This is a genomic window from Bacillus halotolerans (assembly GCF_004006435.1).
GTDB classification, from domain to species: Bacteria; Bacillota; Bacilli; order Bacillales; family Bacillaceae; genus Bacillus; species Bacillus halotolerans.
The window spans coordinates 220,327-244,558 of record NZ_CP029364.1 but is presented as its reverse complement, the minus strand read 5'-3'; the positions used below and the strand labels follow the sequence as shown (position 1 = coordinate 244,558).

The following is a 24,232-nucleotide window of genomic DNA, read 5'->3' as shown; positions in this document are numbered from 1 at the left end:
CTTGTCCTTCTCCTTCATAATGTGAGGTGAGGGGGGACAGAACATGTACAAAAAATTTGTACCGTTTGCCGTTTTTCTATTTCTTTTTTTTGTTTCTTTCGAGATGATGAAAAATCCGCACACACTTGATTATATAGGGGCAATGAAACAAGATACGGTGACCGTCTCGGCGTCCAAAGACCCGCTATATGAAGAATTGCTTCAAAAGGCGCCAGATTATGAAGTAAAGCCTCAGAATGCAAGAATAGACAAGGTGTGGAAAAGCATTCCCGGTTACAATGGTTTAAAGGTCAATATTGAAAAATCATATAAAAAAATGAAAAAGCACGGTGAGTTTCGGGAAAACGATTTAGTGTACAGTCAAGTAAAACCAAGCGTTCATCTTGAGTCTCTTCAGCCAGAGCCTATTTACAAAGGGAATCCGGAAAAACCGATGGTGGCTTTTTTAATTAATGTGGCATGGGGAAACGAATATTTGGAAAGAATGCTCCCTGTCCTTCAAAAGCATAACGTGAAGGCTACGTTTTTTCTGGAAGGCAATTGGGTGAAAAACAATGAACAGCTGGCTAAAAAGATTGCGGAAAAAGGACATGAAATCGGAAATCATTCATACAATCATCCGGATATGAGCAAACTGACTACAGGAAGAATTTCCGAACAGCTCGACAAGACGAATGAGCAAATAGAAAAAACGCTCGGCGTCAAGCCGAAATGGTTCGCTCCGCCAAGCGGGAGTTTCAGGAAAGCGGTTGTTGACATTGCAGCTGAGAAACATATGGGAACGGTGATGTGGACGGTTGATACAATCGACTGGCAAAAACCGGCTCCGTCTGCACTTCAAACCCGGGTGTTAAGCAAGATACATAATGGTGCCATGATTTTAATGCATCCGACCGATCCCACGGCGGAAAGTCTTGAAGCGCTGATTACAAAGATAAAAGATAAAGGATATGCGCTTGGAACAGTCACTGAACTAATGGATGAAACAAGACTGTTGAAGTAACAGGGCAGGCAGCTAGTCTTTGAATAGGAGGAACAAATTTGATTAAACGATATACGTGTCAAAATGGTGTAAGAGTTGTGCTTGAAAATAACCCGACAGTCCGTTCTGTCGCGATCGGCGTTTGGATTGGTACAGGCTCGCGGCACGAAACGCCGGAGATAAATGGGATTTCCCACTTTTTGGAGCATATGTTCTTCAAAGGGACGAGCACAAGATCTGCACGTGAGATAGCAGAATCTTTTGATCGTATTGGCGGTCAGGTCAATGCGTTTACCTCAAAGGAATATACCTGCTATTATGCAAAGGTGCTTGATGAGCATGCGAATTACGCACTTGACGTATTAGCAGATATGTTCTTTCATTCAACTTTTGATGAAAACGAGCTGAAAAAAGAAAAAAATGTGGTTTACGAAGAAATAAAAATGTATGAAGACGCGCCCGATGATATTGTCCATGATTTACTGAGCAAAGCCACGTACGGGAATCATTCTTTAGGCTATCCGATTCTAGGCACAGAAGAAACGCTTGATTCCTTTAACGGCGACTCTCTCAGACAATACATGCATGATTATTATACGCCGGACCGTGTCGTTATTTCTGTAGCGGGTAATATTTCAGAAAGCTTTATAAAAGATGTAGAAAAATGGTTCGGATCATATGAGGCAAAAGGAAAAGCGACAGGTCTACAGAAGCCCGGATTCCATACAGAAAAACTCACAAGAAAAAAAGAAACAGAACAAGCCCATTTATGTCTGGGATTTAAAGGGCTGGAAGTCGGTCATGAAAAAATTTATGATTTGATCGTCCTTAATAATGTGCTCGGAGGCAGCATGAGCAGCCGCCTGTTCCAAGATGTTCGTGAAGATAAAGGGCTCGCTTATTCTGTTTACAGCTATCACAGCTCATATGAGGACAGCGGCATGCTCACCATTTATGGCGGAACAGGTGCAAATCAGCTTCAGCAGCTGTCAGAAACCATTCAAGAAACCCTTGCAACATTAAAGCGCGACGGCATAACGCCGAAAGAGCTGGAAAACAGCAAGGAGCAAATGAAGGGAAGCTTGATGCTGAGCTTAGAAAGCACGAACAGCAAAATGAGCCGAAACGGTAAAAATGAACTGCTGCTCGGAAAACACAAAACATTAGACGAAATTATTAATGAATTAAACGCTGTAAACTTAGAACGTGTCAACGGTCTTGCCAGACAAATGTTTACGAATGACTATTCTCTGGCTCTTATCAGCCCTTCCGGCAATATGCCGTCATAAATCCGAAATGCCTGCCCTGAAACGGGGCAGGCATTTTTTTATCCTTTTGATCATACATAGTACAAGGGGGTGACAGAGATGCGGCTCAGTGAATTATCCGGGAAGGAAATTGTCGACATCAAAAGAGCTGAACGGCTGGGAGTACTGGGTCAGACCGATTTAGAAATCAATGAACAGGATGGTCAGATCACAGCGCTCCTCATTCCGACAGTCAAATGGTTTGGTTTGAGAAAACACGGTCAAGACATTCGTGTCCCCTGGGATCATATTCAAAAGATCGGATCAGATATGATCATTTTAGATGTCCCTGAGGAAATTTCTCCTCACCAAGAGTAACTATAGAAAAGGCCCAACTCTGCAGGTTATGGGCTTTCATGAAAACATCCAAACATCGGCTGAGTCAGCCGATGTTTTTTTGTGTGAAAAAAGCGTATGTTTTAATTCACCGCTATTTCCTTTTGATCATAAGATGAAGGGGAGCTTAACAGCTAGGGATCCAGTATATACAAAGAAGGTGAACGTTTAACATGTTAACCGGATTGAAAATTGCAGTTATCGGCGGTGACGCAAGACAGCTCGAAATTATTAGAAAGCTCACTGAACAGCAGACTGACATCTATCTCGTCGGTTTTGACCAATTGGATCACGGTTTTACCGGAGCTGTAAAATGCAACATTGATGAAATTCCTTATCAGCAAATAGACAGTATCATTCTTCCTGTGTCTGCGACAACAGGAGAAGGTGTCGTATCAACCGTATTTTCAAATGAAGAAGTTGTTTTAAAACAGGAGCACCTTGACCAAACGCCTGCACACTGTGTCATTTTCTCAGGGATTTCTAACGCCTATTTAGAAAACATTGCAGCTCAAGCAAACAGAAAACTTGTTAAGCTGTTTGAGCGGGATGACATTGCGATATACAATTCTATTCCGACAGTAGAAGGAACCATCATGCTGGCCATTCAGCACACAGATTATACGATACACGGATCTCAGGTGGCGGTTCTCGGGCTGGGACGCACCGGAATGACGATCGCCCGTACATTTGCCGCGCTTGGGGCGAATGTAAAGGTCGGGGCAAGAAGTTCAGCGCATCTGGCACGCATCACCGAAATGGGGCTCGTCCCGTTTCACACTGATGAACTCAAAGAGCATGTCAAAGATATAGATATTTGTATTAATACCATACCGAGCATGATTTTGAATCAAACTGTGCTTTCTCGCATGACACCGAAAACCTTAATATTGGATCTGGCTTCACGTCCCGGCGGAACCGATTTTAAATATGCTGAAAAACAAGGGATTAAGGCACTCCTTGCCCCTGGTTTGCCGGGGATTGTCGCTCCTAAAACAGCAGGGCAGATCCTCGCCAATGTCTTGAGCAAGCTTTTGGCTGAACTACATGCTGAGGAGGGGAAATAAGAATGTCGTCACTAAAAGGGAAAAGAATCGGATTTGGACTGACCGGCTCGCATTGCACATATGAAGCGGTGTTTCCGCAAATTGAGACGCTAGTCAATGAAGGAGCGGAAGTCCGGCCGGTTGTCACATTTACTGTAAAATCGACTGATACACGCTTTGGAGAGGGAGCGGAATGGGTTAAAAAGATTGAAGACCTTACCGGATATGAGGCAATTGATTCAATTGTAAAGGCTGAACCCCTCGGGCCAAAGCTTCCGCTGGACTGCATGGTAATTGCTCCTTTAACCGGAAACTCGATGAGCAAGCTCGCCAACGCCATGACAGACAGCCCTGTACTGATGGCTGCAAAAGCAACAATCAGAAACAATCGGCCGGTTGTTCTCGGTATATCAACAAATGACGCTCTCGGTTTAAACGGCACAAACCTAATGAGGCTCATGTCTACCAAAAATATCTTCTTTATTCCATTTGGGCAAGACGAACCCTTCAAAAAACCGAATTCAATGGTTGCCAAAATGGATCTGCTTCCTCAAACCGTTGAAAAGGCGCTGATGCATCAGCAGCTTCAGCCAATTCTCGTTGATAATTATCAGGGAAATGACTAAATATACAGAAAATCTTTCCCAAACAAAAAATTTCGGTCATCACCCGCATATTCTATGGTAAAATAAAACGTAAAATTATAGTCAAATCAATTCAATGAAGCTGATTGGCGGAAGGAGTTTTACAGATGGGAAGAGGTTTACACGTAGCTGTTGTCGGAGCGACAGGAGCTGTAGGACAACAAATGCTTAAAACACTTGAAGACAGAAATTTTGAAATGGACACACTTACATTGCTATCTTCAAAACGCTCTGCGGGTACCCAAGTCACATTTAAAGGCCAAGAGCTGACTGTACAGGAAGCTTCTCCTGAAAGCTTTGAAGGGGTAAATATTGCTTTGTTCAGCGCCGGCGGAAGCGTATCACAGGCATTGGCACCCGAAGCTGTAAAACGCGGCGCTATTGTTATAGATAATACAAGTGCGTTCCGTATGGACGAAAATACACCGCTTGTTGTGCCTGAAGTTAACGAGGCAGACTTGCACGAACACAACGGCATTATTGCCAACCCTAACTGCTCTACAATTCAAATGGTGGCTGCGCTGGAACCGATCCGCAAAGCTTACGGCTTAAACAAAGTTATCGTATCAACTTACCAAGCGGTATCAGGAGCGGGAAATGAAGCTGTAAAAGAGCTGTACAGCCAAACAGAGGCGATTTTGAACAACGAAGAAATCAAACCAGAGATTATGCCTGTAAAAGGGGATAAAAAACACTATCAAATCGCTTTCAATGCGATTCCGCAAATTGATAAATTCCAAGATAACGGCTATACGTTTGAGGAAATGAAAATGATAAATGAAACAAAAAAAATCATGCACATGCCTGAGCTTCAAGTAGCGGCTACATGTGTGAGACTTCCGATTGAAACCGGCCATTCAGAGTCCGTTTACATCGAGGTAGACCGAGATGACGCTACTGTGGAAGATATTAAAAATCTATTAAAAGAAGCTCCTGGCATTACACTTCAGGACGACCCGAGCCAGCAGCTTTATCCGATGCCTGCCGATGCAGTCGGCAAAAACGATGTGTTTGTAGGCCGTATCCGCAAAGACTTGGACAGAGCAAACGGTTTTCATTTATGGGTAGTTTCTGATAACCTATTAAAAGGCGCGGCATGGAACTCTGTTCAAATTGCAGAAAGCCTGAAAAAACTAAACCTCGTATAAAAGAAAGAATTTCCCAAAGACGAATAGAAGAGAGTAAGGCGCAAATAGCCTGCTCTCTTCTGTTACGTCCGAATAATTTGGAGTGAAAACAGTGAAGATAATTGTTCAGAAGTTTGGCGGGACATCTGTAAAAGATGACAAAGGCCGTAAACTGGCTTTAGAGCACATTAAAGAAGCAATCAGTGAAGGATATAAGGTTGTCGTTGTCGTTTCTGCGATGGGCCGGAAGGGTGATCCGTACGCAACAGACTCTCTGTTGGGACTGCTTTACGGCGACCAGTCTGCGATTTCCCCGAGAGAGCAGGATCTGCTTTTATCATGCGGAGAGACGATTTCTTCTGTCGTCTTTACGAGCATGCTGCTGGATAACGGTGTAAAAGCATCTGCGCTGACAGGGGCTCAGGCTGGGTTCTTAACGAATGATCAGCATACAAATGCGAAAATCCTTGAAATGAAACCGGAGCGTTTATTCAGTGTGCTTGCGAATCATGATGCGGTAGTCGTCGCAGGATTCCAAGGCGCTACTGAAAAGGGCGATACAACAACGATCGGAAGAGGGGGCAGCGATACGTCTGCAGCTGCACTTGGGGCGGCAATTGACGCTGAATACATCGATATTTTCACAGATGTTGAAGGTGTGATGACTGCTGATCCGAGAGTAGTGGAAAACGCGAAACCGCTTCCTGTGGTAACATATACAGAAATCTGCAACCTGGCGTACCAGGGAGCGAAAGTGATTCATCCGCGAGCTGTGGAGATTGCGATGCAGGCTAAGGTTCCGATTCGCGTCCGCTCAACATATTCCAAAGATAAAGGCACATTGGTGACATCACATCATTCTTCCAATGTCGGCAGTGATGTTTTTGAACGGCTGATTACCGGAATTGCCCATGTCAAAGATGTCACACAGTTCAAAGTGCCTTCAAAAATCGGTCAGTATAACGTTCAGACTGAAGTTTTTAAAGCGATGGCGAGTGCAGGAATCAGCGTTGATTTCTTTAACATTACACCTAGTGAAATCGTTTATACGGTGGCTGGGAACAAGACGGAAACAGCTCAGCGCATCTTAATGGATATGGGTTATGACCCGATGGTGACGAAAAACTGTGCAAAAGTTTCGGCGGTCGGTGCCGGTATCATGGGCGTCCCGGGTGTAACGTCTAAAATTGTGACAGCTCTATCAGAGAAAGAGATTCCTATTCTGCAGTCGGCGGACAGCCACACGACCATCTGGGTGCTTGTCCATGAAGAGGACATGGTTCCTGCTGTAAACGCTTTGCATGAAGTGTTTGAACTTTCTAAGTAAATGTGATTGAATCATGATGAGGTGAAAAAAATGAATTTCGGAAATGTGTCTACAGCTATGATTACACCTTTTGACAATAAAGGGAATGTAGACTTTCAAAAATTGTCTACACTGATTGATTACTTGTTGAAAAACGGAACAGATTCTTTAGTAGTAGCGGGAACAACAGGAGAATCACCAACCCTTTCAACAGAAGAAAAAATAGCACTATTTGAATATACGGTCAAAGAAGTGAACGGCCGGGTGCCTGTCATTGCGGGTACTGGCAGCAACAATACGAAAGATTCCATTAAGCTGACCAAAAAAGCTGAGGAAGCAGGCGTAGATGCGGTGATGCTTGTTACGCCGTATTATAATAAACCTTCACAAGAAGGAATGTATCAGCATTTTAAAGCTGTTGCTTCTGAAACATCTCTTCCGGTTATGCTGTACAATGTGCCGGGGCGCACCGTTGCTTCTCTTGCTCCTGAGACGACAATCCGTTTGGCGGCGGATATTCCGAATGTTGTTGCGATTAAAGAAGCGAGCGGAGATCTCGAAGCGATTACAAAAATTGTTGCGGAAACGCCTGAAGATTTCTCCGTTTATTCTGGGGATGACGCCTTGACGCTTCCTGTTCTGTCAGTAGGAGGAAGAGGTGTCGTTTCAGTCGCAAGCCATATAGTAGGCTCTGATATGCAGCAAATGATCAAAAATTATACAAATGGGCAAACAGCTAACGCGGCACTGATTCACCAGAAACTTCTGCCGATTATGAAGGAACTGTTTAAAGCGCCTAACCCGGCTCCTGTGAAAACAGCTCTTCAGCTGAAAGGCCTTGATGTCGGTTCGGTGCGTCTTCCTCTCATCCCATTAAACGAAGATGAACGTCTGAGCTTAAGCAGCGCGATCAGCGAACTGTAAGAAAAATTTCATACAGTGAAACAAACGCGGTCATTCTCATTCCACCTGAGTTTGACCGTTTCTTATACATATTGGTTTTCCCTAAACCTTCTGCTTTATCTTGTTTTCTAAATTTACTTTCAGTTATAATAGGAACAAGTGATGATGGACGGGTATGAGACTAGGAGGATATAGATTTTGAAAAAGAAAAATACAGAAAACGTTAGAATTATTGCCCTTGGCGGTGTCGGAGAAATTGGGAAGAACCTTTATGTCATCGAAATTGATTCAGACATATTTGTCGTTGATGCCGGCCTTATGCATCCAGAAAACGAAATGCTCGGTATTGATGTGGTGATTCCTGACATATCATATTTGATTGAACGATCTGACCGCGTTAAGGCTATCTTTTTAACACATGGGCATGATGAGAATATCGGCGGCGTTTTTTACTTATTAAACAAGCTTTCTGTTCCTGTATACGGAACAAAGCTAACGCTTGCACTATTAAGAGAAAAATTAAAGCAATACGGACATAACCGAAAAGCTGATTTAAGAGAAATTCACTCAAAATCTGTCATTACATTTGAATCAACAAAGGTATCGTTCTTTAATACGATCCACAGTATCCCTGATTCAGTAGGCGTCAGTTTAAAAACATCACTTGGATCTATTGTATGCACGGGAGACTTCAAATTTGACCAAACACCCGCACTTAATCAATCGTGCGACATTGGCGAGATTGCCAAAATCGGCAACAGCGGCGTACTTGCTCTGCTTTCTGACAGTGCTAATGCAGAACGTCCGGGTTACACCCCTTCGGAAGCTGCTGTCAGCGGAGAGATTTCGGACGCACTGTACAATTCAGAGAACCGGGTAATCATTGCCGTTTTCGCATCCAATATTAACCGGATTCAGCAAGTCATTCATGCAGCGGCTCAAAATGGCAGAAAGATTGCCATTGCCGGAAAAAACCTTCAATCGATCCTTCAGCTTGCAAGAAAGCTTGGATATATTGAAGCAGATGATGAACTGTTTATTTCAATTCAGGATGTCAAAAAATATCCGAAGCGCGAAGTAGCGATTGTAACTGCCGGCAGCCATGGTGAACCGTTGGCAGCTCTGACAAGAATGGCAAACAAAGCTCACAAGCAGCTGAATATCGAAGAAGGGGATACAGTTGTCATTGCATCCACTCCGATCCCTGGGCAGGAACTCATTTATTCTAAAACAGTAGATTTGCTTGCCAGAGCCGGCGCGCAAGTCATTTTTGCCCAAAAGCGTGTGCATGTATCTGGACACGGCTCACAGGAAGAGTTAAAGCTGATGATCAATCTGCTTAAACCAAAATATTTAATTCCTGTAAACGGCGAATACAGAATGCAAAAGGCTCATTCGAAAATCGCTGAAGATATCGGCATGAAGCGCAGTGATATCTTCTTAATTGAAAAAGGAGACGTTGTCGAGTTTCGCGGCCAAAACGTAAAGATCGGTGATAAAGTGCCATACGGCAATATTTTAATCGACGGTTTAGGTGTAGGCGACATCGGAAATATTGTGCTGAGAGACCGCCGCTTACTTTCACAAGACGGCATACTGATTGTTGTCATTACACTTGATAAACAAAAGAAACATCTTGTATCAGGTCCTGAGATTATCACACGCGGTTTTGTTTATGTAAGAGAGTCTGAAGGCCTTATCGTACAGGCTACTGAGCTTGTACGTTCTATCGTGACAGAAGCAACTGAAACATCAAACGTTGAATGGTCAACACTTAAGCAGGCAATGCGAGATGCTTTGAACCAATTCCTATATGAAAAAACAAAACGTAAACCGATGATCATCCCAATTATTATGGAAGTCTAATGTAAACGTAAGACCGGACCTGTTCCGGTCTTTATTTTTTTGCCTGTTAAGCCGGGATTGAATTGAAGATCTTTGTTCATAATACAAAGAGAAACTCGGAAAGGGTGAAAGCGAAATGGATCATCGTATGGAAAATACAGAAGAAGAACGTCCCGAAAAAAATGATGCGAAAGACAGCATTATGAATAAAATACAGCAGCTAGGGGAAACGACACTTCCGCAGCTGCCGCAAGATACAAATATCCATTGTCTGACCATTATCGGACAAATAGAAGGCCATGTTCAGCTGCCTCCGCAAAACAAAACAACAAAATATGAACATGTAATCCCGCAAATCGTTGCCATTGAGCAGAATCCAAAAATTGAAGGTTTGCTTATTATATTAAATACAGTCGGCGGAGATGTGGAAGCGGGTCTTGCAATTGCTGAAATGCTCGCATCTTTGTCAAAACCAACCGTCTCCATCGTACTTGGCGGAGGACATTCCATCGGTGTACCAATTGCGGTATCTTGTGATTACAGCTATATCGCTGAAACAGCTACCATGACGATTCATCCCGTTCGTCTGACGGGACTGGTGATCGGCGTGCCTCAAACCTTTGAGTACTTGGATAAGATGCAAGAAAGAGTCGTTAAATTTGTAACAAACCATTCAAATGTAGATGAAGATAAGTTTAAAGAGCTGATGTTTTCAAAAGGAAACTTAACACGCGATATTGGAACAAATGTCGTCGGCAAGGATGCCGTCGAGTATGGACTGATTGATCACGTCGGCGGAGTCGGACAAGCGATTCATAAATTAAATGAGCTGATCGAGGAAGCGAGAGAAGAAGAAGGACGGATGATTCAATGATTTTGTATACCACGATGCCGCAGGAAATTGTTTTCGCGGAACAGAACCAACAGCCAAGTGCACATGAGCAAATTGAGTATAGAGGTGTTCCGCTTCTTGTCGAGATGAAAGGCAATGAAGCAGAGGTTATTCAAGTCATGAGCACTAATCCTATGCACTTTCTGCATCCGGATATTTCTCCGGGACAAAAGCTAAAATTAAACGTATAAGATTCCGGCCCTTTTTTAAGGGCAAAATATGCTATAATAGGGGAATCCTACAGAAAAACGCAGCCAGTAAACGGCTGCTTTCTTCATTATGTATGAACTTACATTTTTTAACGCAGTAAGGTGATGAGTGTGGCAAAGAAAAAAAGAAAATCGAGAAAAAAACAGGCAAAACAGCTCAACATAAAATTTGAATTAAACGGATTGCTGTGCATTGCTATCTCAATTATCGCCATTTTACAGCTTGGTGTAGTGGGACAAACCTTTATCTACTTGTTCCGTTTTTTCGCTGGTGAGTGGTTTATTTTATGCTTGTTAGGCTTATTCGTTTTAGGGGTTTCACTATTTTGGAAGAAAAAAACGCCGAGTCTTTTAACGAGACGAAAGGCGGGGCTGTACTGCATCATTGCAAGCATATTGCTGCTTTCTCATGTGCAGCTGTTTAAAAATTTGACGAACAGAGGATCTATTGAGTCTGCCAGCGTGATCCGCAATACATGGGAATTATTTTTAATGGACATGAATGGGAGCTCTGCTTCACCTGATTTAGGCGGGGGAATGATAGGGGCGCTTCTGTTTGCGGCTTCACACTTTTTGTTTGCATCAACTGGTTCTCAAATTATGGCGATTGTAATGATTTTGATCGGGATGATTCTGGTCACGGGGCGTTCTCTTCAAGAAACGCTGAAAAAGTGGATGAGCCCGATCGGCCGTTTCATCAAAGAACAATGGTTTGCTTTTATTGATGATATGAAATCAGTCAAAACAAATATGAAATCATCGAAAAAAGCGAAAGCCAATACCAGTAAAAAACAAAAGCCGGCGCGCAAAAAACAGCAAATGGACCCCGAGCCCGCTACTGAAGAAGAGGAGCAGGAAATGGTATCGCCTCTCATTCATTCAGAGCCGATTATCTCAAGCTTTTCAGACCGGAATGAAGCGGAAGAGCCTCCGGCAGCTGCAGTAAAACGAATTGAGCCGGCCACAGAACCGCTTCAGGAAAATCAGTCCGAGGCTGAGCATAATGAAACGGCTGCTGCTCCGCCAATGACCTTTACAGAACTTGAAAATAAAGATTATCAGATGCCGTCATTAGATTTATTAGCTGATCCGAAGCATACCGGCCAGCAGGCTGATAAAAAAAATATTTATGAAAATGCCAGAAAGCTGGAACGCACGTTCCAAAGCTTCGGCGTAAAGGCGAAAGTGACACAGGTTCATCTTGGGCCGGCTGTCACGAAATATGAAGTGTATCCGGATGTCGGAGTGAAGGTAAGCAAAATAGTCAACCTAAGTGACGATTTAGCGCTTGCGTTAGCTGCAAAAGACATCAGGATTGAGGCGCCTATTCCAGGGAAATCTGCCATCGGAATAGAAGTTCCAAACGCGGAAGTGGCTATGGTATCGCTGAAGGAAGTGCTTGAGTCAAAACTTAATGACAGACCTGATGCAAAACTGTTAATCGGACTTGGCCGTAATATTTCGGGTGAAGCTGTGCTTGCTGAATTAAACAAAATGCCTCATTTGCTTGTCGCAGGCGCGACCGGGAGCGGAAAAAGTGTCTGTGTCAACGGCATTATTACAAGTATTCTGATGCGCGCTAAACCGCATGAAGTGAAAATGATGATGATTGACCCAAAAATGGTTGAACTGAATGTGTACAATGGGATTCCGCATTTGCTTGCGCCGGTGGTAACTGATCCGAAAAAAGCATCACAAGCTTTGAAAAAGGTTGTCAATGAAATGGAACGTCGGTACGAATTGTTTTCTCATACAGGAACAAGAAATATTGAAGGGTACAATGATTATATAAAACGCTCCAATAATGAGGGAGAGGCAAAACAGCCAGAGCTGCCGTATATCGTGGTCATTGTGGACGAGCTAGCTGATCTCATGATGGTAGCTTCATCTGATGTAGAAGACTCGATTACGAGATTGTCCCAAATGGCACGGGCTGCCGGCATCCATCTTATTATTGCGACACAGCGTCCGTCAGTTGACGTCATTACAGGGGTCATCAAGGCAAATATTCCGTCACGAATCGCATTCAGTGTCTCTTCACAGACGGACTCAAGGACCATTCTGGATATGGGGGGCGCTGAGAAGCTTTTAGGACGAGGAGATATGCTGTTTTTACCTGTCGGGGCTAATAAACCTGTCCGTGTACAAGGAGCATTTTTGTCAGACGAAGAAGTGGAGCAGGTCGTGGATCATGTCATTACGCAGCAAAAAGCTCAATATCAGGAAGAAATGATTCCTGAGGAAACAACGGAAACCCATACTGAGGTTACCGATGACCTTTATGATGAAGCCGTCGAATTAATCGTCGGCATGCAGACTGCATCCGTATCGATGCTGCAAAGAAGGTTCAGAATCGGGTATACGAGAGCGGCACGCCTGATTGATGCAATGGAAGAACGCGGCGTAGTTGGCCCGTATGAAGGCAGCAAACCAAGGGAAGTCTTAATATCAAAAGAAAAACATGATGAGCTCTCTTCTTAAATGAAGGGAGTTCAGTAACAATAATAACATTATGTAAACTGTACACCTTTTTATTTATTTTTTCGACAAAACATGATATAGTTGTCCCAATTGTTCAATAATTTTTATCGAAAGTGGTTTACGGAGGGGAAACATGTCTACAAAAGCTGATAATCGGCACTTGTATTTAAAAGTGATTGAACGAATAAAAGAGGATATTAAAAATGGAATCTACACTGAGAAAGAAAAGCTCCCTTCTGAATTTGAGCTTTCCAAAAAGCTTGGTGTCAGCCGGGCGACTTTGCGTGAAGCACTGCGGATATTGGAAGAAGAGCATGTGATTATCAGAAGGCATGGTGTAGGAACTTTTGTCCATTCTAAGCCGTTATTTCTTTCGGGCATTGAACAGCTGAACAGTGTAACCAAGATGATTGAACAGGCTAATATGATTCCAGGAACGATTTTTCTTTCATCTCAAGTGCTTATGCCGTCTGATGATGATATCAAGAGATTTCATCTGACATCAGGCCAGGAAGTTTTTTATCTTGAACGTGTCAGAACGGCAAACGGGCAGCCGATTGTGTATTGTATTGACAAAATTCCGATGGATATATTGCCGGATTCTTTTTCTCACCAGCAAGAGTCTATGTTTGACCTGCTTGAGAAAAATTCAGGCTCTGTGATCAGCTACGCTGTAACTGATATTGAGCCGATCGGCTATCATGATACGATTTCTCCAGTGCTGGAATGCGATCCGGAAACAGCTCTTTTGCTGTTAAAACAAACGCATTACGATCAGCATGATAAACCGGTGCTTTATTCATTAAATTATTTCAGAGCCGACAAATTCAGATTCCATGTTTTGCGTAAACGTTTCTAAAACAGACGCCTGTGATGTGTCTGTTTTTTTATTTGCCTGGTTTATGTTTCTTTGTACATACTTTTACTGCGGTTAACGCAAGATATAAAGGATGACAAAGTGAATGGGTGAAAATGTTGAAAGAAAAAATAGGAATGAAAAATATTATTGCTCTGGCTTCCGTACCGCTTGTTATGACATTAGGGAACTCCATGCTGATTCCCGTGCTTCCGATGATGGAGAAAAAGCTGTCGGTCAGTTCATTTCAAGTGTCATTAATTATCACTGTATATTCGGTGGTAGCGATCATTTGCATTCCGATCGCGGGGTACCTGTCGGATAGATTTGGCAGAAAAAAAGTACTGCTCCCATGCCTTATTATTGCGGGAATAGGGGGAGCTGTGGCTGCTTTTGCTTCGACATATATAGACAATCCTTACGCTATGATCTTGGCCGGACGGGTTCTTCAAGGCATCGGATCAGCGGGTGCAGCTCCCATCGTCATGCCGTTTATCGGCGATCTGTTTAAGGGGGATGATGAAAAGGTCAGTGCCGGTCTTGGCGATATTGAGACCGCTAACACCTCGGGAAAAGTGCTGAGTCCCATTCTGGGCGCCTTACTTGCCTCCTGGTACTGGTTCGTCCCGTTTTGGTTTATTCCGTTTTTCTGTTTGATCAGCTTTTTGCTCGTATTGTTTCTGGTCGAGAAGCCTGAAGAAGATGAGGATGCACCTACAATTTCAGAGTTCCTCAAGAATGTGCGGAAAATCTTTAAACAGGATGGACGCTGGCTCTACACAGTTTTTATTATTGGATGCGTCATTATGTTTTTATTATTTGGCGTATTATTTTACTTATCAGATACGCTAGAGAATAAATATACAATTGACGGAGTGGCCAAAGGCGGGCTGCTGGCGATACCTCTTTTATTCCTGTCCAGCAGTTCTTTTATAGCGGGTAAAAAGATCGGCAAAGATAAGGCAAGAATGAAATTTTGCGTCGTTACAGGGATGATTATGTTAAGCCTGTCTTTTATCGGCTTGTGGTGGAACCACAGTTTTTATTTTTTATTTATCTTTTTGAGTTTTGGGGGAATTGGAATCGGAATGGCGCTTCCTGCTTTAGATGCGCTGATAACAGAAGGGATTGAGAGTGAGGAATGCGGAACTATTTCCTCATTTTATAATAGTATGCGCTTTATTGGAGTAGCTCTCGGGCCGCCTGTGTTTGCGGCATTGATGTCTAATGCAAGCTGGCTTATCTTCATTCTTTCCGCGTTTTGCGGGATTATTTCCTTATTTCTGGCGCTCTTTAATGTAGATGCTAAAAAAAGTGAAGAAGAAAAAAACTTAGGGACGGTTTGACACACCGTCTTTTTTTTGCTGAGAAAAATAGCGAATCTCGGCAGAAAACTTGTGATTAAGAGGCATCAAGCAGGAAGCTCTTTTTTATTTCCAATAGCGGACGAACAATTAATACGTAAGAGGTTATTGTTTCCTTATAAATCCTACAGTTGCTATAATTACATGAAAGAGTGTTTCTGCGAATGCTGAAATTTGGTCATAATACATACTAATAAGAAATGAACGAAGGAGGTTTCACATGTCATATGTCAATGAAGTCAAAACAAAGCACGGCGGTTTAACCGCACATATTGTAGAAACAGAAAAATTTAAAACCGTCTCGCTTATCTTTAAAATGCTGGCGCCCTTAACAAAGGAGCAAGTTACGAAAAGAGCGCTGTTCCCGCATGTGCTGCTTCGAGGAACAGAAAGCCGTCCGAAAACTGCAGAATTGCGTTCTTATCTGGATGAACTGTACGGCACGTCTGTTTCGGCTGATCTCTCGAAAAAAGGTGAACAGCATGTAATTACATTCAGACTTGAAATTCCGAATGAAAAATATTTAAAAGATCAGACGCCGCTCCTTGAAAAAGGTCTGCAGCTTCTCGCAGAAATCGTCTTTTCACCTGCTTTGGAAGCAGGCGTTTTTCAATCGCAATATGTGGATCAAGAAAAACGAACGCTGAAGCAAAGAATTCAAGCAGTTTATGATGATAAAATGCGTTACTCTAATCTAAGGCTTATACAGGAAATGTGTAAAAACGAGCCTTACTCGCTGCACGTCAATGGTGAGATCGACGATGTTGATGCCATTACGGCCGATCAATTATATGAAACATACCGACACGCGATCCAAAAAGACCAGCTTGATTTATATGTCGTCGGCGATGTTGACAGGAAACAAGTGCAAGCTGCTATTGAACAATATTTTCACACAGAGGAACGCACCCTGGAAGCATTTGTAAACAATCATGCTGAACAACCTGAGCCCAAAGAAGTCATTGATGAAGAAGACGTCAAACAAGGCAAGCTGAATATTGGCTATCGGACCAATATTACCTTTACGGATCAGGATTATTCAGCTTTACAAGTTTTTAACGGAATGTTCGGCGGCTTTTCTCATTCAAAGCTTTTCATTAATGTTCGGGAAAAAGCCAGTCTCGCTTATTACGCAGCCTCGCGTATCGATAGCTTTAAAGGTTTATTAATGGTGATGTCAGGAATTGAAGTGAAAAACTACAAACAAGCCGTCTCTATTATTGCCGAGCAATTTCAGGCTATGAAAAACGGGGAGTTCAGTGAGCAAGACATCTCACAGACGAAAGCCATGATTCGGAATCAGGTGCTGGAAACAATTGATACTGCGTACGGTTTATCTGAATTTCTATATCAGCAGGCCGCTGCCCAAGTCGATATTCCGATCGAAGATTTCCTTGCCAATATTGAGCGGGTGACAAAAGAGGATATCATTAAAGTCGGCGAAAAGATTCAGCTTGATACAACTTATTTCTTAAAAGGGACGGAGGGTGCATCTTGATAAAACCAATCGAATTTGAACAGCTTCAGGAGACGCTGTATCATGAAAAAATGTCAAACGGCCTGGACGTATACGTTTTGCCGAAAAAAGGCTTCAACAAGACGTATGCGGTATTCACAACAAAGTACGGGTCTATAGATAATCAGTTTGTCCCTCTTGGGAAAGACGAGATGGTTCAAGTTCCGGACGGGATTGCCCATTTTCTTGAACATAAGTTGTTTGAAAAAGCTGATGGAGATGTTTTTCAAGATTTCAGTAAACAGGGCGCCTCTGCCAATGCGTTCACGTCATTTACAAGAACGGCTTATCTTTTCTCAAGCACGTCAAATGTGGAACGCAATTTGGAGACATTGATTGATTTTGTGCAGGACCCTTATTTTACAGAAAAAACGGTGGAAAAGGAAAAAGGGATTATCGGCCAGGAAATTAACATGTATGATGATAACCCTGACTGGAGGCTTTACTTCGGGGTGATTGAAAACATGTACAAAGATCATCCTGTCAAAATTGACATAGCCGGGACGGTCGAAAGTATATCCCATATCACAAAGGACCTTCTTTACGAATGCTATGAGACGTTTTATCATCCGAGCAACATGCTCCTCTTTATAGTCGGCCCTGTTGATCCTGAAGCGATCATTTCTCAGGTAAGAGAAAATCAGGAAAGAAAACCGTATACAGATCAGCCGGAAATTAAACGGGAAGAAGTAAAAGAGCAAGAAGCTGTTTTCCGGAAAGAAAAAGAAATTAAAATGAATGTTCAGGGACCGAAATGTCTCGTCGGACTGAAATCAAAGCATCCGTATAAATTAGGGAAAGAGCTGCTCAAGCATGAACTTACAATGAACCTATTGCTTGAATCTTTGTTTGGCAAAAGCTCTGCCCAATATGAGTCCCTTTATGAAAAAGGGTATATAGATGAAACGTTCAGCTTTGATTTTACGGCTGAATATGGGTTCGGTTTTGCGGCCATTGGCGGGGACACGCCTGAACCGGATAAATTGGCTGAAGACATTTCAGGCAATCTGCTTCGTGCCGGTGAAATCATCACCGCTGAGAAGATTGAACTTGCGAGAAAGAAAAAAATCGGGTCATTTTTAAAGGCATTAAACTCACCTGAATACATCGCTAACCAATTCACTCGCTATGCATTTTTGGAGATGAGCCTGTTTGATATCGTAACTGTTCTCGAGCAGATCACCCTTGAGGATGTGCAGCAAATCATACAAGAGGAAATTGCTGAGGACAGACTGACTGTCTGCAAAGTGGTTCCTAAATCTTAACATGCATCCCTCCAAGTGAGGGGTGTTTTTCTGCGGAAAGAAGGAAAGAGGATGAAAAAAACAGCATTAGTCACCGGGGCGAGCGGCGGTATCGGCAAAAGCATAAGTGAATCGCTTGCAGCAGAGGGATATGATCTGCTTTTGCACTACAATCAGAATGAAAGCGCGGCTGCAGAGCTTGCTGAAAAACTGAAACGGTCATTTGGCATATATGCTGATATTTTGCAAGGAGATCTCTCCACTCCCAATGGCGCTGATGAACTAACAAAATCAATTGTTCAGCCGGTTGATGCGATCGTTTTAAACAGCGGCAGAAGCCATTTTGGACTGATTACTGATGTAGATAATGCTACGGTACAGGAAATGGTTCAGCTGCATGTGGCAAGTCCTTACATGCTGACGAGAAACCTTCTTCCAGGCATGATCCGTAACAAATCGGGAGCGATCGTGGCGGTCAGCTCTATTTGGGGAGAGACTGGCGCATCGTGTGAGGTGCTGTACAGCATGGCAAAGGGAGCGCAGCACTCGTTTGTAAAAGGACTGGCTAAGGAGCTGGCCCCAAGCGGTATCAGGGTCAACGCAGTAGCGCCGGGTGCTGTAGATACAAACATGATGAATCAATTCAATCCGGATGAATTAGAAGAGATCGCTGATGAAATCCCGATCGGCAGGCTTGCACAGCCGAAAGAAGTTGCCGAGGCGGCAGCATTTCTCCTGTCTGAAAAAGCTTCCTATATTACTGGACAGATTCTGTCAGTTAACGGCGGCTGGCACTGCTGAAGCAAAATAAAATGTGTATAGTTTCTTTTAAGAAGGACAAAATAATTTTGTAACTTCACATGAAATGGAGGAAACTCACATGTCAGTATTAGAAAACTGGGATAACTGGAAGAATTTCCTTGGTGATCGTTTAAACTATGCGCAAGAAAAAGGCATGAGTCAGGACACCATCACTGACCTTGCTACAGAAATCGGCGGTTACCTGGCTAATGAAGTGGATTCTAAGAACGAGCAGGAAAAAGTGCTGGCAGATCTTTGGAGCGTAGCATCTAAAGAAGAACAGCACGCCATTGCCAATATGATGGTTAAGCTTGTTGAAAATAACAGCACTCATTAAGAAGAGAGGAGATTCTTCCTCTCTTTTTTATGTTTTCCCCATCACAGCAACATTCTTCTTTCTAATTAGAGAAAAATGCTTTATGATAAAGGAAGGTAAAATTTTGCCACAATGAAGGGGGTATATCATTTGGCAAAGCTCGAATGGTATTTTGAATATGAAATTCAAGTGAACCGCCCCGGACTGCTCGGGGATATTTCATCTCTTCTCGGGATGCTTTCTATTAACATCGTAACGATAAACGGCGTCGATCTTTCCAGAAGGGGAATGCTGCTCAGGTGCCGCCATATAGATCAAATTAAACGATTAGAATCAATCTTAAAAACGATGGAAACAATTAAAGTAACGAAGCTGAGAGAACCAAGGCTTCGCGACCGCCTCGCCGTGCGTCACGGCCGGTACATCCAGAGGGATGCCGATGATAAGAAAACATTCCGCTTTGAACGGGACGAGCTGGGCTTATTAGTCGATTTTATGGCCGAACTGTTCAAAAAAGAAGGCCATAAATTAATCGGGATCCGGGGAATGCCGCGCGTCGGGAAAACGGAGTCAATCGTAGCTTCCAGCGTATGCGCCAGCAAAAGGTGGCTGTTTGTGTCATCTACCTTGCTGAAACAGACAATCAGAAGCCAGCTGATTGCCGATGAATACAGCACTGAAAATGTCTTTATCATTGACGGTATTGTATCGACAAGAAGAGGATCAGAACGCCATCTGCAGCTGGTGAGGGAAATCATGAGGCTGCCTGCTACAAAAGTGGTGGAGCATCCGGACATATTCGTTCAAAATACAGAGTATACACTAGATGACTTTGATTATATTATTGAACTGAGAAATGATCCTGATGAGGTTATTACATATGAACATGCTGAAGAACCCCAAATGTTTGATCAATCCGGGTTTTCAAGCTTTGATTTTTAAAATTGGAAGGTGTTTGTTGTGACTGAACTAGGAATCCGGCTGAAAGAAGCCAGAGAGGAAAAAGCAATGTCATTGGATGATCTCCAAGCGGCAACTAAGATTCAAAAAAGGTATTTAACCGCCTTGGAGGAAGGAAATTATGACATTATTCCGGGTAAGTTTTATGTCCGGGCTTTCATCAAGCAATATGCGGAAGCCGTCGGGCTTGATGCTGACCAATTGTTTGAGGAGCATAAAAAAGATATCCCGAATACGTATCATGACGATGTGTCTGAAAAAATCTCCGGCATGAATCTCCAGAAGGAAATGCCGAAGCCTGCTTCTAAGGCGCTGGAATTGCTGCCTACAATACTTGTGATTCTCGGCGTGATTGTCGTGATCGCCATTGTTTACGCTATAATTCAGTTTGCGAATCATAAAAACGATGATAATAGCAATGCGGCATCAGAAAAATCAATCGCGAAAAGTGAAAGCAAGTATGAGATCCCTAAAGATTCAACGCTGAAAGAGAATCAAACCAACAGCTCTGAAAAAGAGACAGACACGAAAAAAGAAACGAAAGACAAAGAAGATAAAAAAGAAGACAGTGACAGTGACAATTTAGAGGTGAAAGCAACTGGCACTGAAGGATCTGTAACAACTTATGAAGTGTCCGGCGCTGATAAAATCGAGCTTGAGCTGAAGGCTTCAGACAACTCTTGGATTCGAGTGCGCGATGAAAACAGCAGCTCTCTTAAAGAGGGTACACTGAAAAAAGACGAAACGTATAAAAAAGACATAACTGATCAGAAACAAGTTGAAATCCGCACAGGATATGCACCTAACCTGAAAATAAAAATCAACGGTGAGGTTCTTTCATATAAACTTGATCCTAAAGAAGTGATGGCACAAACAATAAAGATTGTAAATAAAAAGGAAGAAAAGTCATCTTAATCACCAGATGACTTTTCTTCACGTCCGAGTATGAAACTGGAGGGGCTTTATGTTTAACTTACCGAATAAAATCACACTAGCAAGAATTGCATTAATCCCAATCTTCATGATTATCATGCTGGCGCCGTTTGACTGGGGCAGGCTCGAATTTGGAGACGAATCCATTCCGGTCACACACTTGGCGGGCGCTATCTTGTTTATTATTGCATCGACGACAGATTGGATAGATGGTTATTATGCCCGCAAACTGAACCTTGTTACAAACTTTGGGAAATTTCTCGATCCGCTTGCGGACAAACTTCTCGTATCAGCAGCGTTAATTATCCTTGTTCAATTTGATCTTGCTCCAGCTTGGATGGTCATTGTGATTATCAGCCGGGAGTTTGCCGTAACAGGTTTAAGGCTTGTATTAGCCGGAACGGGAGAAGTAGTAGCTGCGAATATGCTTGGTAAAATTAAAACCTGGGCACAAATCATTGCAGTATCTGCATTGCTTCTTCACAATCTTCCATTTGAGCTTGTGTCATTTCCGTTCGCTGACCTGGCGTTATGGGTAGCCGTATTCTTTACCGTTGTATCAGGTTGGGACTATTTCGCTAAAAACTGGGAAGCGCTAAAAACATCTAACTAAGAAAGAAGGACATACATGATGGAATTTCCAAAAAAAGCAGAGATTATTGCAGTCGGTTCAGAGCTCTTACTCGGTCAGATTGCTAATACAAATGCTCAATTTATCAGCAAACAGCTGGCAGAAATCGGAGTAAACGTATTTTACCATACAGCAGTCGGTGATAATCCGGAGCGGCTGAAGCAGGTCATCCGCATTGCTGAAGAGCGCTCTGATTTTATTATTTTTTCAGGAGGGCTCGGACCGACAAAAGATGATTTAACAAAAGAAACAATAGCAAATGTGCTGGGACGTCCGCTCGTTTTAAATGATGAGGCGTTTCAATCCATTGAGGATTATTTCAAACGAACAAAACGCACGATGTCACCTAATAACCGAAAACAGGCGCTTGTCATCGAAGGATCTGACGTACTGGCGAATCACTTTGGAATGGCGCCGGGAATGCTTACAGAGCATGATTCGCGCTTTTATATGCTTCTTCCCGGGCCGCCAAGCGAATTGCGTCCGATGTTTGAAAATGAGGCAAAACCGCTTCTTCTTAAAAAGATGGGCTCCAATGAAAAAATTGTATCAACTGTTCTTCGCTTTTTCGGTATCGGCGAATCTCAGCTTGAAGCTGATTTAGAAGATATCATTGATGCACAGACGAACCCGACGATCGCTCCGTTGGCAGCGGACGGAGAGGTGACGCTTCGCCTGACAGCAAAACATGCCGATGAAAAAGAAACAGAGCGTTTGTTAAAAGAAACAGAAGCCGTTATTTTAGAACGTGTCGGTGAATTTTTCTATGGCTACGACGATACATCGCTTGTGAAAGAGCTATCTAAAGCATGCAAGGAAAAAGGCATCACGCTTTCTGCCGCAGAAAGCTTTACCGGCGGGCTGTTTTCCGAATGGCTGACAGACCTTAGCGGCGCTTCAGCATTGTTTTCCGGCGGCGTTGTTTGCTATTCAAACGAAGTGAAGCAAAATGTCCTCGGCGTCAAAAAGGAAACATTGGACCGTTTCGGCGCAGTCAGCGAGGAATGCGCATCTGAGCTTGCAAAGGGTGTTCAGCAGCTCACTGGAAGCGATATTGGCATTAGCTTTACCGGTGTTGCCGGCCCTGATACTCAAGAAGGCCATGCACCTGGACATGTGTTTATCGGTATTTTTGCAAACGGAAAAGAAGAGGTTCACGAGTTTCACTTTGCAGGCTCCAGAACAGGAATCAGAAAACGTGCTGCTAAATATGGCTGCCATTTAATTTTAAAACTGTTAGAGCAAAAATAATGTTTTCAGCACACTATCCTCCTCAAAAAACATGATTTCTCTGACTCATTATGATATTTTGGTAGAAATCAGGCCAAGAAAAAATCCGAATATGCGTTCGCTTTTTTCTTGGCAAATCCCTTCAAACAGGGTATAGTATATGTAGTGGTAACATAAAGGAGGAAAAAATAGAATGAGTGATCGTCAGGCAGCCTTAGATATGGCTCTTAAACAAATAGAAAAGCAGTTCGGCAAAGGTTCCATTATGAAACTGGGAGAAAAGACAGATACAAGAATTTCTACTGTTCCAAGCGGCTCCCTCGCTCTTGATACGGCATTGGGAATAGGCGGGTATCCCCGCGGACGGATTATTGAAGTATACGGTCCTGAAAGCTCAGGTAAAACAACTGTGGCGCTTCATGCAATTGCTGAGGTTCAGCAGCAGGGAGGACAAGCTGCGTTTATCGATGCGGAGCACGCGCTAGACCCGGTATACGCACAAAAACTCGGTGTCAATATCGAAGAGCTTTTACTGTCTCAGCCTGACACAGGCGAGCAGGCGCTTGAAATTGCAGAAGCGTTGGTTCGAAGCGGTGCAGTTGACATCGTTGTTGTCGACTCTGTAGCGGCGCTCGTTCCGAAAGCAGAAATTGAAGGCGACATGGGAGATTCACATGTCGGTTTGCAGGCACGTTTAATGTCTCAAGCGCTTCGTAAGCTTTCAGGGGCTATCAACAAATCGAAAACAATTGCGATTTTCATTAACCAAATTCGTGAAAAAGTCGGCGTTATGTTCGGAAACCCGGAAACGACTCCCGGCGGTCGTGCGCTGAAATTCTACTCTTCCGTTCGTCTTGAAGTACGCCGTGCTGAACAGCTGAAACAAGGCAACGACGTTATGGGGAATAAAACGAGAATTAAAGTCGTGAAAAACAAGGTGGCTCCTCCGTTCCGTACAGCTGAGGTTGATATTATGTATGGAGAAGGTATCTCAAAAGAAGGCGAAATCATTGATCTCGGAACTGAACTTGATATCGTGCAAAAAAGCGGTTCATGGTACTCTTATGAAGAAGAGCGTCTTGGCCAAGGCCGTGAAAATGCCAAACAATTCTTAAAAGAAAATAAAGATATCATGCTGATGATTCAGGAGCAAATTCGTGAACATTACGGCTTAGATAATAACGGAGTAGTACAGCAACAGGCGGAAGAGACACAGGAAGAACTTGAATTTGAAGAATAAAAATAAAATGAATTTGAAATGATAAAAAAGGCAGAGTGAAAACTCTGCCTTTTTTTCTTTTAT

The 24,232-nt window shown here is 43.1% G+C and carries 23 protein-coding genes; all 23 read left to right on the top strand.

Going from position 1 to position 24,232, the window contains the following annotated elements; genetic code table 11:
* Nucleotides 1-43 precede the first annotated feature (43 nt).
* The 23 genes from DIC78_RS01010 to recA all read left to right on the top strand — a co-directional run bounded on the left by DIC78_RS01010 (nt 44) and on the right by recA (nt 24,169).
* Nucleotides 44-1,003, top strand: a complete 960-nt coding sequence (locus DIC78_RS01010; RefSeq protein ID WP_024121435.1) for a polysaccharide deacetylase family protein — start codon at nt 44-46, stop codon at nt 1,001-1,003.
* A gap of 38 nt (nt 1,004-1,041) precedes the next feature.
* Nucleotides 1,042-2,271, top strand: coding sequence for a M16 family metallopeptidase (locus tag DIC78_RS01005; protein ID WP_024121436.1), 1,230 nt, complete (start codon nt 1,042-1,044; stop codon nt 2,269-2,271).
* Nucleotides 2,272-2,349: 78 nt separating this feature from the next.
* Complete coding sequence (locus DIC78_RS01000; RefSeq protein ID WP_024121437.1) at nt 2,350-2,607, top strand: YlmC/YmxH family sporulation protein; 258 nt, start codon at nt 2,350-2,352, stop codon at nt 2,605-2,607.
* Nucleotides 2,608-2,798: 191 nt separating this feature from the next.
* Nucleotides 2,799-3,692 carry a dipicolinic acid synthetase subunit A gene (dpaA, locus tag DIC78_RS00995; protein WP_024121438.1) on the top strand — a complete coding sequence of 298 codons (894 nt, stop codon included), beginning with the start codon at nt 2,799-2,801 and terminating at the stop codon, nt 3,690-3,692.
* A gap of 2 nt (nt 3,693-3,694) precedes the next feature.
* Nucleotides 3,695-4,297 carry a dipicolinate synthase subunit B gene (gene dpaB / locus DIC78_RS00990; protein ID WP_106020730.1) on the top strand — a complete coding sequence of 201 codons (603 nt, stop codon included), beginning with the start codon at nt 3,695-3,697 and terminating at the stop codon, nt 4,295-4,297.
* Nucleotides 4,298-4,422: 125 nt separating this feature from the next.
* Entirely contained in the window at nt 4,423-5,463 is a 1,041-nt protein-coding gene (asd, locus tag DIC78_RS00985; RefSeq protein WP_024121440.1) for an aspartate-semialdehyde dehydrogenase, read from the top strand.
* Between the two features lie 91 nt (nt 5,464-5,554).
* Complete coding sequence (dapG, locus tag DIC78_RS00980) at nt 5,555-6,769, top strand: aspartate kinase (protein WP_024121441.1); 1,215 nt, start codon at nt 5,555-5,557, stop codon at nt 6,767-6,769.
* 30 nt (nt 6,770-6,799) lie between these two features.
* The gene (gene dapA, locus DIC78_RS00975) at nt 6,800-7,672 is read left to right on the top strand and encodes a 4-hydroxy-tetrahydrodipicolinate synthase (protein WP_024121442.1); all 873 of its coding nucleotides are present in this window, start codon (nt 6,800-6,802) and stop codon (nt 7,670-7,672) included.
* A gap of 177 nt (nt 7,673-7,849) precedes the next feature.
* Nucleotides 7,850-9,517 (top strand): ribonuclease J2, encoded by a 1,668-nt coding sequence (gene rnjB, locus DIC78_RS00970; protein ID WP_101861229.1) that lies wholly within the window; start codon nt 7,850-7,852, stop codon nt 9,515-9,517.
* Between the two features lie 115 nt (nt 9,518-9,632).
* Nucleotides 9,633-10,370: a translocation-enhancing protein TepA gene (gene tepA, locus DIC78_RS00965; RefSeq protein WP_127695213.1), complete on the top strand. Its 738-nt coding sequence runs from the start codon at nt 9,633-9,635 to the stop codon at nt 10,368-10,370.
* A complete protein-coding gene (locus DIC78_RS00960; protein ID WP_024121444.1) occupies nt 10,367-10,579 on the top strand; it encodes a YlzJ-like family protein in 213 nt (70 codons plus the stop codon). Before tepA ends, DIC78_RS00960 begins: the two co-directional genes overlap by 4 nt.
* A 129-nt stretch (nt 10,580-10,708) precedes the next feature.
* The gene (locus tag DIC78_RS00955) at nt 10,709-13,078 is read left to right on the top strand and encodes an FtsK/SpoIIIE family DNA translocase (RefSeq protein ID WP_127695211.1); all 2,370 of its coding nucleotides are present in this window, start codon (nt 10,709-10,711) and stop codon (nt 13,076-13,078) included.
* 133 nt (nt 13,079-13,211) lie between these two features.
* Nucleotides 13,212-13,937 carry a GntR family transcriptional regulator gene (locus DIC78_RS00950; protein ID WP_059292764.1) on the top strand — a complete coding sequence of 242 codons (726 nt, stop codon included), beginning with the start codon at nt 13,212-13,214 and terminating at the stop codon, nt 13,935-13,937.
* A 134-nt stretch (nt 13,938-14,071) separates the two neighbouring features.
* Nucleotides 14,072-15,280 carry a bacillibactin exporter BcbE gene (locus DIC78_RS00945; protein WP_240671156.1) on the top strand — a complete coding sequence of 403 codons (1,209 nt, stop codon included), beginning with the start codon at nt 14,072-14,074 and terminating at the stop codon, nt 15,278-15,280.
* A 238-nt stretch (nt 15,281-15,518) separates the two neighbouring features.
* Nucleotides 15,519-16,796, top strand: coding sequence for an EF-P 5-aminopentanol modification-associated protein YfmF (yfmF, locus tag DIC78_RS00940; RefSeq protein WP_127695209.1), 1,278 nt, complete (start codon nt 15,519-15,521; stop codon nt 16,794-16,796).
* Nucleotides 16,793-18,079: an EF-P 5-aminopentanol modification-associated protein YfmH gene (gene yfmH, locus DIC78_RS00935; protein WP_044155844.1), complete on the top strand. Its 1,287-nt coding sequence runs from the start codon at nt 16,793-16,795 to the stop codon at nt 18,077-18,079. The genes yfmF and yfmH overlap by 4 nt, the downstream gene beginning before the upstream one ends.
* Before the next feature lie 51 nt (nt 18,080-18,130).
* Complete coding sequence (gene ymfI / locus DIC78_RS00930; RefSeq protein ID WP_127695206.1) at nt 18,131-18,859, top strand: elongation factor P 5-aminopentanone reductase; 729 nt, start codon at nt 18,131-18,133, stop codon at nt 18,857-18,859.
* 79 nt (nt 18,860-18,938) lie between these two features.
* The gene (locus DIC78_RS00925) at nt 18,939-19,196 is read left to right on the top strand and encodes a DUF3243 domain-containing protein (protein ID WP_024121451.1); all 258 of its coding nucleotides are present in this window, start codon (nt 18,939-18,941) and stop codon (nt 19,194-19,196) included.
* Between the two features lie 129 nt (nt 19,197-19,325).
* The gene (locus DIC78_RS00920) at nt 19,326-20,117 is read left to right on the top strand and encodes a DUF3388 domain-containing protein (protein WP_024121452.1); all 792 of its coding nucleotides are present in this window, start codon (nt 19,326-19,328) and stop codon (nt 20,115-20,117) included.
* Between the two features lie 18 nt (nt 20,118-20,135).
* Nucleotides 20,136-21,050 (top strand): cell shape determination protein RodZ, encoded by a 915-nt coding sequence (gene rodZ, locus DIC78_RS00915; RefSeq protein WP_127695204.1) that lies wholly within the window; start codon nt 20,136-20,138, stop codon nt 21,048-21,050.
* 49 nt (nt 21,051-21,099) lie between these two features.
* A complete protein-coding gene (gene pgsA / locus DIC78_RS00910; protein ID WP_010334305.1) occupies nt 21,100-21,681 on the top strand; it encodes a CDP-diacylglycerol--glycerol-3-phosphate 3-phosphatidyltransferase in 582 nt (193 codons plus the stop codon).
* A gap of 18 nt (nt 21,682-21,699) precedes the next feature.
* A complete protein-coding gene (locus DIC78_RS00905) occupies nt 21,700-22,950 on the top strand; it encodes a competence/damage-inducible protein A (RefSeq protein ID WP_101861306.1) in 1,251 nt (416 codons plus the stop codon).
* Nucleotides 22,951-23,122: 172 nt separating this feature from the next.
* Nucleotides 23,123-24,169 carry a recombinase RecA gene (gene recA / locus DIC78_RS00900; protein ID WP_010334307.1) on the top strand — a complete coding sequence of 349 codons (1,047 nt, stop codon included), beginning with the start codon at nt 23,123-23,125 and terminating at the stop codon, nt 24,167-24,169.
* Nucleotides 24,170-24,232: the final 63 nt, after the last annotated feature.